Annotated in this window: 11 protein-coding genes; 6 read left to right on the forward strand and 5 right to left on the reverse strand. The window is 37.3% G+C overall.

Features of this window, described 5'->3' with window-relative positions; translation table 11 throughout:
* Window positions 1–127: 127 nt before the first annotated feature.
* On the reverse strand, window positions 128–1,474 hold the full coding sequence (locus EPI11_RS00275) for a sigma-54-dependent transcriptional regulator (protein ID WP_128387955.1): 1,347 nt from the start codon (window positions 1,472–1,474) through the stop codon (window positions 128–130).
* A 142-nt stretch (window positions 1,475–1,616) separates the two neighbouring features.
* Between EPI11_RS00275 and EPI11_RS00280 the strand changes: the two genes are divergently transcribed.
* The 6 genes from EPI11_RS00280 to EPI11_RS00305 all read left to right on the forward strand — a co-directional run bounded on the left by EPI11_RS00280 (window position 1,617) and on the right by EPI11_RS00305 (window position 12,608).
* Window positions 1,617–2,861 (forward strand): efflux RND transporter periplasmic adaptor subunit, encoded by a 1,245-nt coding sequence (locus EPI11_RS00280; RefSeq protein ID WP_128387956.1) that lies wholly within the window; start codon window positions 1,617–1,619, stop codon window positions 2,859–2,861.
* A gap of 209 nt (window positions 2,862–3,070) precedes the next feature.
* Window positions 3,071–3,775, forward strand: a complete 705-nt coding sequence (locus tag EPI11_RS00285) for an ABC transporter ATP-binding protein (RefSeq protein WP_128387957.1) — start codon at window positions 3,071–3,073, stop codon at window positions 3,773–3,775.
* A gap of 36 nt (window positions 3,776–3,811) precedes the next feature.
* Window positions 3,812–6,235: an ABC transporter permease gene (locus EPI11_RS00290; RefSeq protein ID WP_128387958.1), complete on the forward strand. Its 2,424-nt coding sequence runs from the start codon at window positions 3,812–3,814 to the stop codon at window positions 6,233–6,235.
* A gap of 55 nt (window positions 6,236–6,290) precedes the next feature.
* Window positions 6,291–8,717: an ABC transporter permease gene (locus tag EPI11_RS00295; RefSeq protein WP_128387959.1), complete on the forward strand. Its 2,427-nt coding sequence runs from the start codon at window positions 6,291–6,293 to the stop codon at window positions 8,715–8,717.
* Window positions 8,718–8,773: 56 nt separating this feature from the next.
* Window positions 8,774–11,200: an ABC transporter permease gene (locus EPI11_RS00300; RefSeq protein ID WP_128387960.1), complete on the forward strand. Its 2,427-nt coding sequence runs from the start codon at window positions 8,774–8,776 to the stop codon at window positions 11,198–11,200.
* A gap of 79 nt (window positions 11,201–11,279) precedes the next feature.
* Window positions 11,280–12,608, forward strand: coding sequence for a TolC family protein (locus EPI11_RS00305; protein WP_164879089.1), 1,329 nt, complete (start codon window positions 11,280–11,282; stop codon window positions 12,606–12,608).
* 32 nt (window positions 12,609–12,640) lie between these two features.
* Here EPI11_RS00305 and argH read toward each other — a convergent pair whose 3' ends face one another.
* Genes argH through EPI11_RS00325 form a run of 4 tightly spaced genes read right to left on the reverse strand, consistent with a single transcriptional unit; the run spans window position 12,641 to window position 16,780 of the window.
* Window positions 12,641–13,921 carry an argininosuccinate lyase gene (gene argH / locus EPI11_RS00310; protein WP_128387962.1) on the reverse strand — a complete coding sequence of 427 codons (1,281 nt, stop codon included), beginning with the start codon at window positions 13,919–13,921 and terminating at the stop codon, window positions 12,641–12,643.
* On the reverse strand, window positions 13,918–15,039 hold the full coding sequence (locus EPI11_RS00315) for a M20 family metallo-hydrolase (RefSeq protein ID WP_128387963.1): 1,122 nt from the start codon (window positions 15,037–15,039) through the stop codon (window positions 13,918–13,920). Before EPI11_RS00315 ends, argH begins: the two co-directional genes overlap by 4 nt.
* Window positions 15,040–15,054: 15 nt before the next feature.
* On the reverse strand, window positions 15,055–15,840 hold the full coding sequence (gene argB / locus EPI11_RS00320; RefSeq protein WP_128387964.1) for an acetylglutamate kinase: 786 nt from the start codon (window positions 15,838–15,840) through the stop codon (window positions 15,055–15,057).
* Window positions 15,830–16,780, reverse strand: a complete 951-nt coding sequence (locus EPI11_RS00325) for an N-acetylornithine carbamoyltransferase (RefSeq protein ID WP_128387965.1) — start codon at window positions 16,778–16,780, stop codon at window positions 15,830–15,832. The genes argB and EPI11_RS00325 overlap by 11 nt, the downstream gene beginning before the upstream one ends.
* Between the last annotated feature and the right edge of the window lie 14 nt (window positions 16,781–16,794).

The raw sequence follows: 16,794 nt of genomic DNA on the forward strand, positions 1-16,794 counted from the left end.
AGCAACGAGAAAAAGTAGAGATGTATATGTTAGTTGTTTTTCATATATAATGAAACTACATACTATAGCCAATAAAATGAAAATAAGCCGAATAAAAAGGAGTTGGTATAGTTTCATGTGGTATAAATTAGTTGTTGTTTATTTCGTGTTTTTCCATACGTCTGTATAGAGCTGCGCGCGATAATCCTAACTCTTCGGCAGATTTGCTGATATTGAAATTATGCTTTTGAAGTATTTTCTCTATTGTTGCCTTTTCGATGTCTGCCAGCTGAACATCATGATTCGTTTGAAGAACCGGAATATCGTTTAGATCGAGATCGGATAATGTAATGATATTGTTCTCGCACAGAATTACGGCACGTTCTATCTTGTTTTCCATCTCACGTATGTTTCCATTCCATGAATGCATTACTATACGCTTTAAGGTATCTTTTTCGAAAGTAATTGCATCGCGATCATACTTATCTATCATCTTCTCCAACAGAAATTCGGCTAATGGTGCCATATCTTCTTTCCTTTCCCTAAGTGGAGGCAGCGTAATTTCCATTGTATTGATACGATAATACAAATCTTCCCTAAAGTTCTTATGAGCCGTTTCTTGTTTCAGGTCGATATTTGTTGCTGTAATGATGCGGACATTCAGGGGGCGCGGTTTGGCTTCTCCTAATCGGGTGACTGATTTGTTTTGCAGTACCTGAAGCAGTTTTGCCTGTAGGTGTAATGGTACATTGCCTATTTCGTCTAAGAATATAGTTCCGTTATTAGCCAGTTCAAAACGCCCGGGAGTATCTACCTTGGCATCGGTAAAGGCGCCTTTGACATAACCGAAAAGTTCGCTCTCAAAAATATTATCATTTAGTGATCCAAGATCAACATGGACGAATTGTTGATTTGCCCTGTTGGAATTTTGATGCACATAATTTGCCATTACATATTTGCCGGTACCATTCTCACCAAGAATAAGTACGTTAGCATCAGTTTTGGCTACTTTTTCAGCCAAGGAATAGGCCTTTTGTATGGCAGGTGAATTTCCTATAAAAAAGGCATTTTTGGAAGGAGTTTTCAGTGCCTTTTTCTTTTCCTTTCTACTTTCTTCTACTGCTGATTTTACTACCTGTACCAGTTTTTCATTATCCCAAGGTTTGAGGATATAATCGAAAGCACCCAATTTTAATCCTTCTACTGCTGTTTCTACTTTGCCAAAAGCCGTCATTAATATTACTATAGTTTGAGGCGAAAATGTTTTTATCTCTTTAAGGGCATAGATACCTTCGCGTCCATCTTCAAAACCAATGCGGTAATTCATGTCCAGCAATACCACATCAATACCATGTTCAGAAAGCATATTAATGATCTTTTTAGGTTCGTTAAGGGTATGGATGGTTTCAAAATGTTTCTTTAAAACCATCTTAGATGCAAAGAGTATATCTTCCTGGTCGTCGATCACTAAAATTGTTGCCTGCGTTTTTTTCATGGACTGTGCGTTTACGGACAAAAGGTGTTCATTTTCGGACAGTTTGTAATTTCGGTAAAATTATAAGTTATTGATTTTTATAGTGCTGTAATTTTTAAAATTGTGGCACAAAATTGACTTATTGCTTATCAAACAAACTGAAATGGACACCATCGTTACTCGTAAAAGTAGAAAAAATAAATACCTGATAATTGCTTTGACAGCTTTTTTATTGGCAGGTTATTTTGTTTATGCTGCAGTCACTAAAAAGAGAAGTCTTGATGTTAAAAGGGGGGAGGTCGTTATTAAAACGGTTGAAAATAATTTTTTTGAAGACTTTATTGTTTTTCAGGCAAAGGTAGAACCTTTGAATTCGATGCTGTTAAATGTTATTGAGGGTGGCTCGATACAGGAGATATTTGTTGAGAATGGCGATTTTGTAACTAAAGGGCAGCCACTTGCCAGACTTTACAATCCGAATACAGAGTTGAGCTATGTGACACAGGAAACCTCAATCATTGAACAGATCAATAACCTGAGCAAGGCAAAACTTGATTTAAGAAATCAGGAACTTAATATGGCAAAAGACCTTGTGGCTATAGAACATGACTACCTTGATGCAAAGACTTTGTATGACCTGAACCAGAAATTGTATAAAGAGGAGATACTTTCTAAAAACGAATGGGAAAAGACTCAGGAAAACTTTAGATTTCAAAAGGAACGTAAAAATATAATTCAGCAAAGTATACAAAAAGAAAAGCAGGCCAACCAGATACAGATAGCACAAATAAGCCAGTCGCAAGGTATCATGTACAAGAGCCTTGATATATTGAGAACGAATAAAAAGAACTTCTTAGTAACGGCACCATTGGCCGGAAGGTTAACTTCTTTTGAACCTGTACTGGGTAAAAATTACCAGGCAGGTGAAAGTATAGGAAAGATAGATGTAATGAAGGGTTATAAGCTAATGGCCGATGTGGATGAATTTTATTTGGAACGGATTTCTGAAGGGCAGTCTGGTCAGATCGATTATAAAGGTCAGATCATAAAAGTAGAAGTTGCTAAAGTAATACCCGAGGTTAAGAACGGAAGGTTTATTGTAGAACTTAACTTTACTGATACTAAAGAACTTGATTTAAGGCAGGGACTTAGTTTTGGAGTGCGACTCATGTTATCTGAGAAAACAAAAACTACAGTATTATCTAAAGGGAGTTTTTATGAAGATACAGCCGGCAAATGGATATTTGTAGTTAATAGAGATAAGGCAGAGCGAAGGAATATAAAAATAGGGCGTGAGAATCCGCTGTATTATGAAATTGTAGAAGGCCTGAAACCTGATGAAAAAGTAATTACATCATCGTATAAAGATTACGAGAAAATAGAAGTCTTAAACATTAATAACAATTAGCGGTATGGGGAAAGTAGTTTTATTATTTATTTTTATTGTGGCAGCCATAGTGAAAATTATACTGTAAAGATTTATCAATTAAATATATCATCATCAAATTTATAGCCGAGAGGCGGTTCAATCATCAATCAGAAAAACGAACAATAACTAATCATTGCCTTATGCAGAACTAATCAATCTGCCATGGTATCAAACAAAAAACAACAGTCATGATCAAAATTCAAAATCTTTCAAAAGTATTCAGGACAGAAGAAGTAGAGACCAAAGCGCTTAATGAAATCTCTCTTGAAGTAAAACAAGGTGAATTTGTAACCATTATGGGAGCATCGGGTTGTGGTAAATCGACCTTATTAAATATCGTTGGTCTTTTAGATAACGCTTCGGGAGGAAGTTATAAACTCTTAGATAAGGAGATAAACGGTTTGAGTGAGTCGGAAAAGTCGAAAGTAAGAAAGCAGAACATTGGTTTTGTTTTCCAGAACTTCAACCTTATCGATGAACTGTCTGTATATGACAATATCGAACTACCGCTTATTTACAATAATGTACCATCGGGAGAAAGGAAACAAAGAGTAGAAGCTATTGCAGAGCGTCTAGCTATATCACACCGATTAAAGCATTTTCCGCAACAGTTATCGGGAGGGCAGCAGCAAAGGGCAGCAGTAGCGCGAGCATTGGTAACCAATCCAAAAGTTATTCTTGCCGATGAGCCCACAGGAAACCTGGACAGTAAAAATGGTAATGAGGTTATGGAACTGCTTACAGATCTTCATGCCAATGGCGCCACTATTTTAATGGTAACGCACTCTGATCATGATGCGTCTTTTTCTCAAAAAACCATTTTCATGAAAGACGGAATGATATTGAGCGAAAAACGAAACAGCAGAAATGTTGATGTTTTAGTTAGTAACTAAGAACAGTATTAAAATCATCATCAATCAAAAACAATCATGATCAATAATTGGCTTAAAATATTTTTATACCAAATAAAGAACAATAAGTTTTTTACGGCATTAAACGTGCTGGGGCTGGCTATGGGAATTGCAGGATTAATTTTTGCCATTCTGTACTGGAATGACGAACATTCTTACAATGCATGGAACCCGGATAAAGAAAGGATATTCTACTCTGTAGTTGATCTGGGTGAAAATAAAGTATGGGGAGCGAGTGCAGCACCTGTTGGGTCGTATCTGTCATCAATACCGGAGGTGACAGAATATTGCTATATGAATGCCTGGTATACCAGTGCTGTTATGCAATACAAGGGTAAAAAGGCAATAATTGAGAAGGTTACCGATGCACAAAAGAATTTTTTTAGTTTTTTTCCTTTCGAATTTACAATGGGTAATTCGGCAACAGCACTGCAAGAAGGTACTGTTGTTCTATCTGAAAAAACAGCGAAACGATTGTTTGGCAGTGATAACCCAATGGGGGAAGTAATCCAATCGGGAGACAAATCATTTACAGTAAAGGGTGTTTATAAACTGAAAGGGAAATCGTCTTTTGAACCTGATTTGGTTACTTGTGAGATCAATCCTAAATTAAAAGAAAAAGAATCACGTTGGGGCAGTTTTAGTTTTGCCATGCTGGTTAAACTAAAAGATCCTGCTAAAGTTGCAACTGTACAGGATAAAATTGAGGGTTTATACTATGATTATGGTACAAAAAGGAGTGCTGTAGAAAGCGGAATTTCTACAAAAGAATATGTTGATAGGTATGGTAAAACCAAAATTTATCTGGAATCGCTTAAAGACCTCAGATTACATTCCCGTGTAAGCGATGTGCCTGAAGGAAGGGGGAATTATCAGTTTTTGCTTATTATGCTGGGACTGTCTTTATTGATACTACTAATATCGATAGTTAATTATGTAAATCTTGCTACAGCTAATGCCATTAAAAGGGCAAAAGAAGTTGGTGTACGCAAAATACTGGGAGCCTCTAAAGGTAACATTGTTAAACAGTTTGTTTTTGAAACTGTGCTTACCACATTATTTTCTATGCTGCTGGCTATGGTAATAGTAGAAATTTCATTACCCTATTATAATATGTTTTTGGGCAAAGAACTGGTCATAAAGGGCACTCAGCTTCATATGCAGCTTCTGGCAGTATTTATTATAATTGTTGCCTTATCAGGGATCATGCCTGCCATATATGTTTCAAAGTTCGAATCGATTAATGTCCTTAAAGGCAATTTTTCCAGAAGTAAAAAAGGGATATGGTTACGCAATGGCATGCTGGTATTTCAGTTTAGCATTGCTTCATTCTTTATTGTTGGTTCCTATATCGTAAATCAGCAGGTAAACTATCTGGGGTCTAAAGACCTTGGTTTTAAAGGAGATCAGATTATTGATATTAATTACAGAAATCCTTATGATTTTACGGTAGACAATTTTGACAAAATTCTGGCAAGAAAATATGTTTCAGTTAAAGAAAGATTGTTGTCTATAAAAGGTGTTGAACAGGTTTCCGGAGGAACATTCAGGATCGGGGGAGGCGCTTCACAACAAACTACATTTACTTGTGGTGATAAGGAAGTGTCATTACAATATATGATTGTTGATTTTGATCTTCTGGATTTAATGAAAATAAAAATAGCAAAAGGCAGGGACCTCTCTCCCAACTTTGCATCAGATACGATTAACTCTGTACTCTTAAATGAAACAGCGGTTAAGATGTTTAATCTGAAAGATCCTGTTGGTAAATATGTTACATATTGGGATGACAAGAAGTTTAAAATTATAGGCATTGTAAAAGACTTTCACCTTAACAATCCGCAGGATCCTATTCCTCCAATGATTTTTTCACATTATAAGACAATGAACTGGATGATACAGAATACAAATAATATTTATGTAAAGGTAAACCCTAAATATATGGAATCAGCCGTTGCAGAAATGGAAGAGCTATGGCGCACGGTAGACCCTGACTATCCTTTTAGCTATGATTTTGTAGACAAAAATTTTGCGCGGTCATATCAGAGTTTTGTTCGCCAAAGAAATCTTTTTTCGTTGCTCAATATTGCAGTGATCATGATAGCGCTGTTTGGGTTATTCGCCTTGGCATCTTATAGCATACAGCGCAGAATGAAAGAAATAGCTATACGTAAAACACTTGGAGCAGATACAAGTGTACTCTTAAAAGAATTATCTAAACAGTATATTATATTTTGTGTTGTTGGGTTTTTAATTGCATTATTTCCGGTTTATATACTGCTCGATAAATGGTTGGATAATTTCTCATATCGAATAAGCATTTCTGTCCTTCCGTTTATAATTGGTTTTGTTGTATTGATGGCTTTAACTCTTATTGTAGTACTGGGCAGGGCTTATAGAGCAACAAGAGTTAATGTGTTGAAATATCTTAAATACGAATAGGCAGCAATGCTATTGTATTGAGCAGGAATTAAAATATCAATCAAAAGAAATCATCATGCTTAAGAATTGGATTAAAATATTTTTATACCAGGCAAAGAACAATAAGATCTTTACGGGGTTAAACATACTTGGGCTGGCCATGGGAATTGCCGGGCTTATATTTGCCATTTTATACTGGAATGACGAGCACGAGTATGACAGGTGGAACCCGAATAAAGAGAATGTCTTTGCCGTAATAAACATTATAGATGTACAGCAAATGTGGTCATCTAATGTGGCGCCTACCGGCCCTTTGACAAAAGACTTTATACCGGAAGTAGAAAGTTACTGCTATACCAATAATTGGTACAGCAGCGATCATTTAAAGTATATGAATAAAAAAATACTTATTGAAAAGCACATTGATGCACAGCCTAATTTTTTCTCTTTTTATCCTTTTGAGTTTATAAAGGGCGATGCTAAAACAGCTATTGCCGGTGAAGGTATAGCACTATCTGAAGATACGGCAAAACTGTTTTTTGGTAATGAAGACCCTTTAAATAAACAGGTGTTTTTTGGTGAGCAGCCTTATGTTGTAAAAGGGGTTTACAGGATTCCCGGTAAGTCCTCTTTTGCCCCAATGGTTGTGACCGGGCAGATGGATAAAACACTGGATGCAAACAAAACTGAATGGGGTAACTTTAATTTTGGTTTAATGCTAAAATTAAAAGACCCGAAGTATAAGGAAAAGGCAGAAAAGGGGTTTGCAAACATCTATTTTGAACACAGAACAAAAAAATGGGCGCAAGCTGAAGGCCTGACACCTGAAGAATATGTCAAGAAGAATGGACGCATAACTGTGAATTTGCAGCCAATGAAAGATTTAAGACTTCATTCTGTTGTAAGTGCTTCACCAGAAGGACAGGGTAATTATCAGTCGCTAACTATTATGATAGGACTTTCAATACTTATCCTTGTGCTGTCTGTTGTTAACTATGTGAACCTGGCAACGGCCAATGCCATAAAAAGAGCAAAAGAGATAGGGATCAGAAAAACATTAGGGGCTTCTAAAGGTAATATTGTGAAGCAGTTTATTTTTGAAACGGTTCTTATTATTCTGGCAGCTATATTGTTGGCTTTGGTAATTGTAGAACTTGCATTGCCTTATTATAATAACTTTTTGAATAAGGATCTTGTTATTCATGGAAACCAGTTTTATATACAACTGGTAGTAATATTCATGGTTGCTGTTGTTCTGGCGGGTATCTTTCCGGCAGTATATGTTTCTAATTTTGAAACGCTAAAAGTACTTAAAGGCAATTTTGCACGAAGTAAAAATGGCGTGTGGCTTAGAAACGGTATGTTGATACTACAATTTGCCATTGCTGCATTTTTTATAATAGGATCTTCTATTGTGTACAGGCAGGTAGACTATATGAGTACCAAAGAGCTTGGCTTTAAAGGAGATCAGATTGTAGATATTGAGTATCGAAATCCATATGATTACAGAGAAGTGGGCTATGAGAAAAAATTGTTACAACGATACCTTACCATAAAACAGGAGACATCTAAAATAAAAGGCGTAAAGCAGGTGTCTACAGGTTCAGTTAGCTTTGGTGGTGGTGTTGGCTCTTCTACAGGCTATGTGTACAACAATATCAATGTGCAGGGTATGAATGTAGTGTTAGATTTTGATCTGTTGAATATGATGCAGATAGGAATAATTAAGGGACGTAATTTATCATCGAATTTTGCTTTAGATACGGTTTCATCAATCCTGATCAATGAGACTGCTGCGAGACAGTTAAAAGATAAAAATATACTAGGTAAAGAGATCGACTGGAATGACAATAAATTTAAAATTGTTGGTATTGTTAAAGATTTCCATGCTGCCGGTCCGCAGGAAGCAATTCCACCCATGACTTTTTTTCATTACAAAACGGTAGACTGGATGATTGAGAATGTTCGTCATGTTTATGTAAAAGTTGATCCCGAAAATATGGAGCAGACTATTGGGGATATAGAAAAATTCTGGACTAAAAAAATTGATACAGAATACCCATTTAAATATGATTTTGTAAACAAGAATTATGCAAGAGCTTATGAAAACTATGTGAAACAGCGCAATCTATTCTCTTTATTAAATGTTGTGGTAATACTCATTGCGCTCTTTGGCCTCTTTTCGCTGGCTTCTTACAGCATTCAGAGAAGGATGAAAGAAATTGCGATTCGGAAAACACTGGGAGCCGAAACAAAAACGCTATTGAGCGATCTCTCTAAACAATACATTGTATTCTGTATTATAGGATTTGCCATTGCACTGTTCCCTGTTTACTCATTACTGGATATGTGGTTGGATAATTTTGCTTACAGGGTATCATTTTCGATAATGCCATTTATCCTTGGTTTTGCGGTATTGCTTATCCTTACTTTACTTGTTGTGCTTTCAAGAGCCTATCAGGCGACCAGGGTAAATGTACTTCAATACCTTAAATACGAATAGACAGCAATACTATTGTCTTGAGGAGGGATTAAAATCATCAATCAAAAAAAATCACTATGCTTAAAAATTGGATCAAAATATTTTTACATCAGGTAAAGAACAACAAGATCTTTACAGCACTAAATATACTTGGGCTGGCTATGGGGATTGCCGGGCTTATATTTGCTATACTATACTGGAATGACGAACATGCATATGACGAATGGAACCCAAATAAAGAAAATGCCTTTGCAGTAATAAATATTATGGATTCTCAGCAATTTTGGTCGTTTAATGTTGCCCCTACAGGAGCTTTAATGAAAGCACTTATACCGGAAGTAGAAAATTATTGCTATACAGATAATTGGTACGGAAGCGATTATTTAAAGTATAAGGACAAAAAATATCTTATTGAAAAACAGATTGATGCCCAGCCTAATTTTTTCTCTTTTTATCCTTTTAAATTTATAAAAGGAGATGCTAAAACTGCAATTGAAGGAGAGGGTATAGCGCTGTCTGAAGAAACCGCGAAATTACTTTTTAATGATGAAGATCCTATAAATAAGCAGGTAACCTATGGTTCGAAGCTTTACATAGTAAAAGGTGTTTACAGGATTCCGGGGAAGTCGTCTTATGCACCTATGGTAGTAACAGGACAGATCAATAAGAGACTGGAAAGGGATAAGGAGCAATGGGGTAATTTTAATTATGCCCTTATGGTAAAGCTTAAAGACCCTAAGTACATGGATAAGGCTGTAAAGGGAACCGAAGATATTTACTATGAATACAGAACAAAAAGATCGGCAAAAGAGGAAGGTATTACTCCAGAACAATACATCAAAAAATATGGAACTATAAAGATAACCCTGGAGCCGATAAAAGATCTAAGACTCTATTCTGTTGTAAGTGCATCCCCGGAAGGTAAAGGTAATTATCAGTCCCTTACTATTATGGCTGGTCTTTCCATACTTATTCTTGTATTGTCTATTGTTAACTATGTGAACCTGGCTACAGCCAATGCTATAAAAAGGGCAAAAGAAGTGGGAATCAGGAAAGTAATGGGAGCTTCTAAAGGTAATATAGTGAAGCAGTTTATTTTTGAAACGGTTCTTCTTATACTGACGTCGATATTAGTAGCATTAGTAATTGTAGAACTATCACTACCCTATTACAATAATTTTTTAGGTAAGGAACTTGTAATGTATGGTAGTCAGTTTTATATGCAGTTGGTCGTAATATTTTTTATTGCTGTTATTGTTGCAGGTATATTTCCGGCAGTATATGTGTCTAATTTTGAAACGCTAAAGGTACTTAGGGGTAATTTTGGGCGAAGCAAAAGCGGCGTGTGGCTTAGAAACAGCATGCTGGTAGCACAATTTGCAATAGCGGCATTTTTTATAATTGGATCTTCGATTGTATACAGACAGGTAGATTATATGAGCACAAAAGAGCTTGGCTTTAAAGGAGATCAGGTGATAGAAGTTGCTTATCGAAATTCACATGATGAAAAAGATGAAAACTATCTAAAAAAAATGATACAACGATATGTTACCATTAAACAGGAAGTCTCTAAAATAAAAGGCGTTAAGCAGGTGTCTACAGGTTCTCTTGGTTTTGGCACTGGTGTTGGTTCTTCTTCCAGCTATATTTATAAAGATATAAATGTGCAGGGTAAGAATGTGCTGGTAGATTTTGATATGCTGGACATGATGAAAATAAGTATTGCAAAAGGGCGTAACCTGTCATCTGCTTTTGCTTCAGATACGGTTTCGGCGATCATGATCAATGAGACAGCGATGAGACAGTTAAAAGATAAAGATATTATAGGTAAAGAAATTGAATGGAACGAGACGGCATTTAAGATTGTGGGTGTTGTAAAAGACTTTCATGTTAATGGGCCGCAAGAGCCAATTCCGCCAATGACTTTCTTTCATTATAAAACGGTAGACTGGATGATACAAAATGTTAATCAGGTCTATGTGAAAGTAGATGCCGAAAATATGGAGCAGACCATTGCGGATATAGAAAAATTCTGGAATAAAAAAGTAGATACAGAATATCCTTTTAAGTATGATTTTGTGAACAAGAATTATGCAAGGGCCTATGAAAACTATGTGAAACAACGCAATCTGTTTTCGATATTAAATATTGTCGTTATACTCATTGCACTCTTTGGCCTCTTTTCTCTGGCCTCTTATAGTATCCAGAGAAGAATGAAAGAAATTGCGATTAGGAAAACACTGGGTGCCGAAACGAAAACACTCTTAAAGGATCTTTCCAAACAGTACATTATGTTTTGTATAGTAGGGTTTGTTATTGCACTATTCCCGGTTTACTCTTTACTCGACATGTGGCTGGATAACTTTGCTTACAGGGTATCGTTCTCTGTAATGCCGTTTGTTCTTGGTTTTGTAGTATTGCTTATACTTACCTTACTTGTTGTGCTTTCCAAGGCCTATCAGGCAACAAGGGTAAATGTACTTCAATACCTTAAATACGAGTAATTGTTCCATAATAATAAAGTTGTATAAATACTATGTGCCTGTGGGAATTCCCGCAGGCCTTGCTAAAACGCTGCCCAAAATGAACCGCTTATTACTATTTCTTATTATGTTATTCGCTGTGATCGGTAACAATGTATCCGCCCAGGAAGTATGGACGTTCTCCAGGTGTGTGGAAGAGGGTATGAAAAATAATCCCGAATTTCAGCTAAGACAACTCGATATATTAAGTGCAGAAACCAGGCACAGGAGTCCGGTTATGGAACTTTTGCCAAAGGTGGGTTTTACGGGTACACACAGTTATAGCATTGGATCTACCATTAACCCGGCAACAAACAGCAGGGTAAGTTCTAATATTCAGTCGGATAATTTTGCGTTGAATGCCAATATGGATCTTATTAATTTTAATACATTCACGCAGGCACGCAGGGATAAAATTGCAATACTAAAGGCAAAAGCCGATAAAGAAGCTACAGCAGCCGAATACCAATTATCGTTGCTGGAAAACTATTTTAATGTGCTGTATTCTCAGGAGTTGCTAAAGATACAAACGAGCCAGTTTCAGAACGCGAAGTTCAATTTGGCGCGCATAGAAAAAGAAGTAGAGATAGGAAGCAAACCCCAAAGCGACCTTTATGATATGCAGGTTAGTTATGCACAGGAAGAAAATACTATTGTAGAAACAAGGCAATTGTTGTACAACCAGAAGCTACTGTTGCTTCAGCTTATAAATGTAACAGGAGTTTCACCTAATGACATAGTCCTGGAAAACTTCGGGATGCTTGACAATCCGGAAACTAAAACAGCTACAGAAATATTTGAAAATGCAATACAGCACTATCCTAAAATACGATCATCTCAGTTGAACGAAGCGATTTCAGAGAAAAATATAAAGATCCAAAAGAATGGTTACTTACCTGTTGTATCTGCATTTTATTCTTATTCTTCTTTTTATTATTTACCATTAAGTCAGCCGGGGAATAAGGTCGATCCGTTTTGGACACAATTAAATGATAACAAGAACCATTATATGGGATTGCAATTATCGGTTCCTGTTTTTAATGGATTTAGAAACCGCCGCGACGTGCAGCTTTCTAAAGTAGAAAACCAGCAGCGCAGGGTAGAGAGCGAGCAGGAAAAAATAAAACTGCGCCAAACAATAGAACAGGAAACCGCTAAGCGTGAACAAAATGGAATATTGGCACAAAAACTGGAACAAACCAGAACGTTTGCACAAAAATCGTTTGAAACAACACAGTCTAAATTTACAAACGGACTGGTAAATGTGATTGTTTTTACCACATCAAAAAACCAATTGCTTACAACCGAATACAATTTGCTTAAAGCAAAGTTTACCATGAGCTACCTTCATTTTAAGCTCAATTTTTTAGAATTTAATAGTTTTGATTAGTTAAAAAGCCTCTCAATTTGAGAGGCTTTTTGTTAGAATAGCTGTTCCATTTTGGCCGTAATTTCTTCAAGGCACAAATTGTTTATACTGCCTTCATGGGTGTGTTGTGTTGCCTTTGGTGATATAAAAGTACCATTATCTACCTGTTCGCCTACTATTTTATAGGCATCTCTAAAAGGGATTCCGCTGGTTACTAATTCGTTTAGCGCATCTACTGTAAAGAGGTAGTCGTATTTTTTATCGTCCAGTATGTTGTGGTTCACCTTAATCTCTTTAATTGTAAATACCGCCATTTCCAAACACGACTTTAGCGTTTGCAATGCCGGGAACAAACCCTCTTTCAGGAGTTGGAGATCACGATGGTATCCGCTTGGCAGGTTATTGGTTATCAGTGTAAGCTCATAAGGCAGTGCCTGGATCTTGTTGCATTTTCCACGGATCAGTTCAAAGATATCCGGGTTTTTTTTGTGGGGCATAATGCTCGAACCTGTTGTGAGGTGCTGTGGCAGCGTAATGAAATTAAAGTTCTGGCTGAGATATAAACAGATATCCATAGCCAGTTTAGACAATGTTCCTGCTACCGATGCCATAGCAAAAGCAGCAGTTTTTTCAGTTTTACCACGGCTCATCTGTGCAGCTACCGAATTGTATTTTAAGGTTGTAAAGCCAAGCTCTTTGGTCGTAAAGCTTCTATCGATAGGGAATGAACTGCCATATCCGGCTGCCGATCCTAACGGATTTTGGTCGATTACCGCTAAGGCGGCGTTGAGCATAATAACATCGTCGATAAGACTTTCGGCATAGGCCGAAAACCACATTCCAAACGATGAAGGCATGGCTACCTGAAGATGAGTATAACCGGGTAAGAGTACATTCTTATGCTGTTGTGCCATAGTAATAAGAAGTTCGAATAATTCTTTTACCTGTTGTTTTATAGTTGTCAGCTCTTTTTTTAAAAACAGGTGTACATCTACTAATACCTGATCGTTTCTGGAACGGGCAGTGTGTATTTTTTTTCCGGTATCGCCCAGTTTTTCAATTAGCAGGTATTCTACTTTACTGTGTACATCTTCAAAATCAGGTTCTATAATAAAATCCCCTTTTTTAATGTCAACTAAAATATCTTCCAATGCCATTACAAGATCCTGTACTTCGGTAGTAGTAAGTAAATCAGTACTGCCCAGCATTTTTGCATGGGCGATAGACCCAATTACATCATATTCTGCCAGTACAAGGTCGAGTTCACGATCGTTGCCTACCGTAAATAGGTCGGTTTTTATATCGGTAGGTATTCCTTTTTCCCAGAGTTTCATAATTCAGATTTTAAATTGGCGGCTGCCGTTTGATTGTCTTGTTCCAGAAATTTCGACAGTATTTTAATATACAGCTCTATTCCTTCTTCAATTTCATTAATGTATATAAATTCGTCTGCGGTATGCGAACGTGGTGAACTGCCCGGGCCTAGTTTAAGTGATTTGCAATACAGCACAGATTGGTCAGATAAAGTAGGGGAGCCGTAGGTGCTTCTGCCAAATGCTATTCCCGCTTTTACGATAGGATGGTCTATAGCGATAGATGATGAGTTGAGGTGTAAAGAACGGGGTGTTACCTTTGCTTTATTGCCCAGTTTTTCAATTACCTTTTCTAATATCTCAGTATTCGAATAACAGTCGTTCACACGAATGTCGATCACCAAATGGCATTCGGCCGGGATTACATTATGCTGTTTCCCTGCGTTTATTCCGGTTACGGTCATTTTAACCGGACCCAGAACATCAGATACTTTTTCGAACCTATAATCTCCGAACCATTCTATAACCGGAAGCGCATTGATAATAGAATTGTTATTGTTAGGATGTGCCGCATGCCCGGCTGTTCCTTCTACAATTACATCTAAAACCAACAATCCTTTTTCGGCTATGGCTAGCTGCATTTCGGTAGGCTCTCCCACAATAGCACAATCCAGATGAGGAAGATGCTTCAGTACGCTATTTAGTCCATTTACCCCGCTGCTTTCTTCTTCTGCCGAGGCGACCATTACTATATTATAAGGCAGATTATCTACTTCATAGAAATAAGTGAATGCAGCCATAAGTGATACCAGGCAGCCCCCGGCATCATTGCTTCCCAAACCAAAGAGCTTCCCGTCTTTTTCGATTGCTTTAAACGGATCCAACGTATATCCCTGATTGGGTTTTACCGTATCATGATGTGAGTTAAGGAGCAGTGTTGGGAGTGCTTCATTAAAATGTTTGTTGAAAGCCCAAATGTTATTGTTTTCACGCTTAAAATTAATGTTGTTGTGGGTAAACCATGCTTCAATAAGCAATGCGGTTCTGTCTTCTTTCGATGAAAAAGAAGGTGTTTCAATTAGCTTTTTAAGCAGGATAATGGCTTCCTGTATTAATATTGGGATGGTTGTAATGCCCATAGTTATATTTTTAGTTTAAGATGTAATATGAGTAAAAATGCTGTTGTCTTTTTGCAGCATTTCCGGTCCTCCTATACCAATTTGTGATACTCCCTGCGATAAAGCTTCAAAGCAATTATCGAGTTTTGGAAGCATACCGGAATGAATAACCCCTTTATGCTTTAACTTTTTATAGGAGTCGAACGTGATTTTAGGCAGTACTGAATTTTCATTTTCAATATCAGACAGTACTCCTTTTTTCTCGAAACAATACAGCAGTTCCACATCAAAAGTTTTACTCAATGCAATGGCAAGTGCACTCGCAATGGTATCGGCATTGGTGTTTAATAACTGCCCGTTACCATCGTGGGTAATTGCTGAAAATACAGGTACAATGCCTTGTGCGATCAGTAGCTTTAATAGAGTAGTGTTCACGGCTTTTATATCCCCTGCAAATCCAAAATCTATTGTTGTGTCTTTTCTTTTTTCAGAGGTGATCAGATTACCGTCTGCTCCTGTAAAACCCATAGCATTAGTTTGTAGTGCCTGTAATTTTCCAGTAATGAACTTGTTGATCCATCCGGCATAAGTCATCACCGCTACTTCGAGCATTGGAGCATTGGTAATTCTTTTTCCGTTATGAAACACGGGAACAATGCCTAAACTTTCGGCAGTTCTCGTTGCAAGTTTACCACCACCATGCACCAATAATTTGGGTCCGGTAAGAGAAGCAAAATCACTCAGGAAATTTTCCAGTGCTGCGGCATCATCTATAATGTTGCCTCCTATTTTTACAACCGTAAGCGGAGATTTATTTTCCATTGTCCAGTAGTTTTGTAAGTACTGCCTGAGCGGCAAACGTACGGTTATTAGCTTGCGCAATGACTATGGAATTGTCGCTGTCCAGTACTTCATCGGTCACGATCATGTTTCTTCTTACAGGCAGGCAATGCATAAATTTAGCGTTGTTGGTAAGTGCCATTTTTTCGGTAGTTACTGTCCACGATGTGTCTTTAGAAAGTATTTTACCATAATCATTGTACGAGCTCCAATTCTTGGCATAGATAAAATCGGCATTGGCAAAAGCTTCATCCTGATCCTGAGTTATGGTTACGCCATTTGTAAATTCAGTATTTAATGCATAACCTTCGGGATGCGTAATCACAAAATCTACATTAGCGAGTTGCATCATTTTTACGAAGGAGTTTGGAACTGCATGCGGTAACGCCTTTGGATGCGGTGCCCATGTAAGTACTACTTTTGGTAGTTGCACGGTTTTGTATTCGGCTATCGTTAAGGCATCGGCGACTGCCTGTAAGGGGTGTTCTGACGATCCTTCCAGACTGATAACAGGTACCGCAGCATACTTTAGAAATGCAGAGATAACATGTTCTTCTTCGTCTTTTTGTTTGTCGGTCAGGGTAGGGAAGCTTCTTATGGCAATGATGTCGCAGTATTGTGAAACCACCTGCGCTGCTTCTTTAATGTGCTCTACGCTGTTGCCGTCCATTACTATTCCTTCTTCAAATTCCAGTGTCCAGCCTTCGGTGTTGAGGTTCATTACAATTGCATTCATTCCAAGATTAAGTGCCGCTTTTTGGGTACTCAGTCTGGTCCTTAGGCTTGGATTGAAAAAGAGTAACCCTAAAGTTTTGTTCTTTCCTTTTTTGGGGTGGGCAAAGGGAGCCGCTTTTATTTTTTTTGCCAATGTAAGCAGATCATCCAGATCCTGAATATCATCGACAGTTGTGAATTTTTTCATTACGAATATTTTTA

Source organism: Flavobacterium cerinum, assembly GCF_004028155.1.
In the GTDB taxonomy this organism is placed as follows: Bacteria; Bacteroidota; Bacteroidia; order Flavobacteriales; family Flavobacteriaceae; genus Flavobacterium; species Flavobacterium cerinum.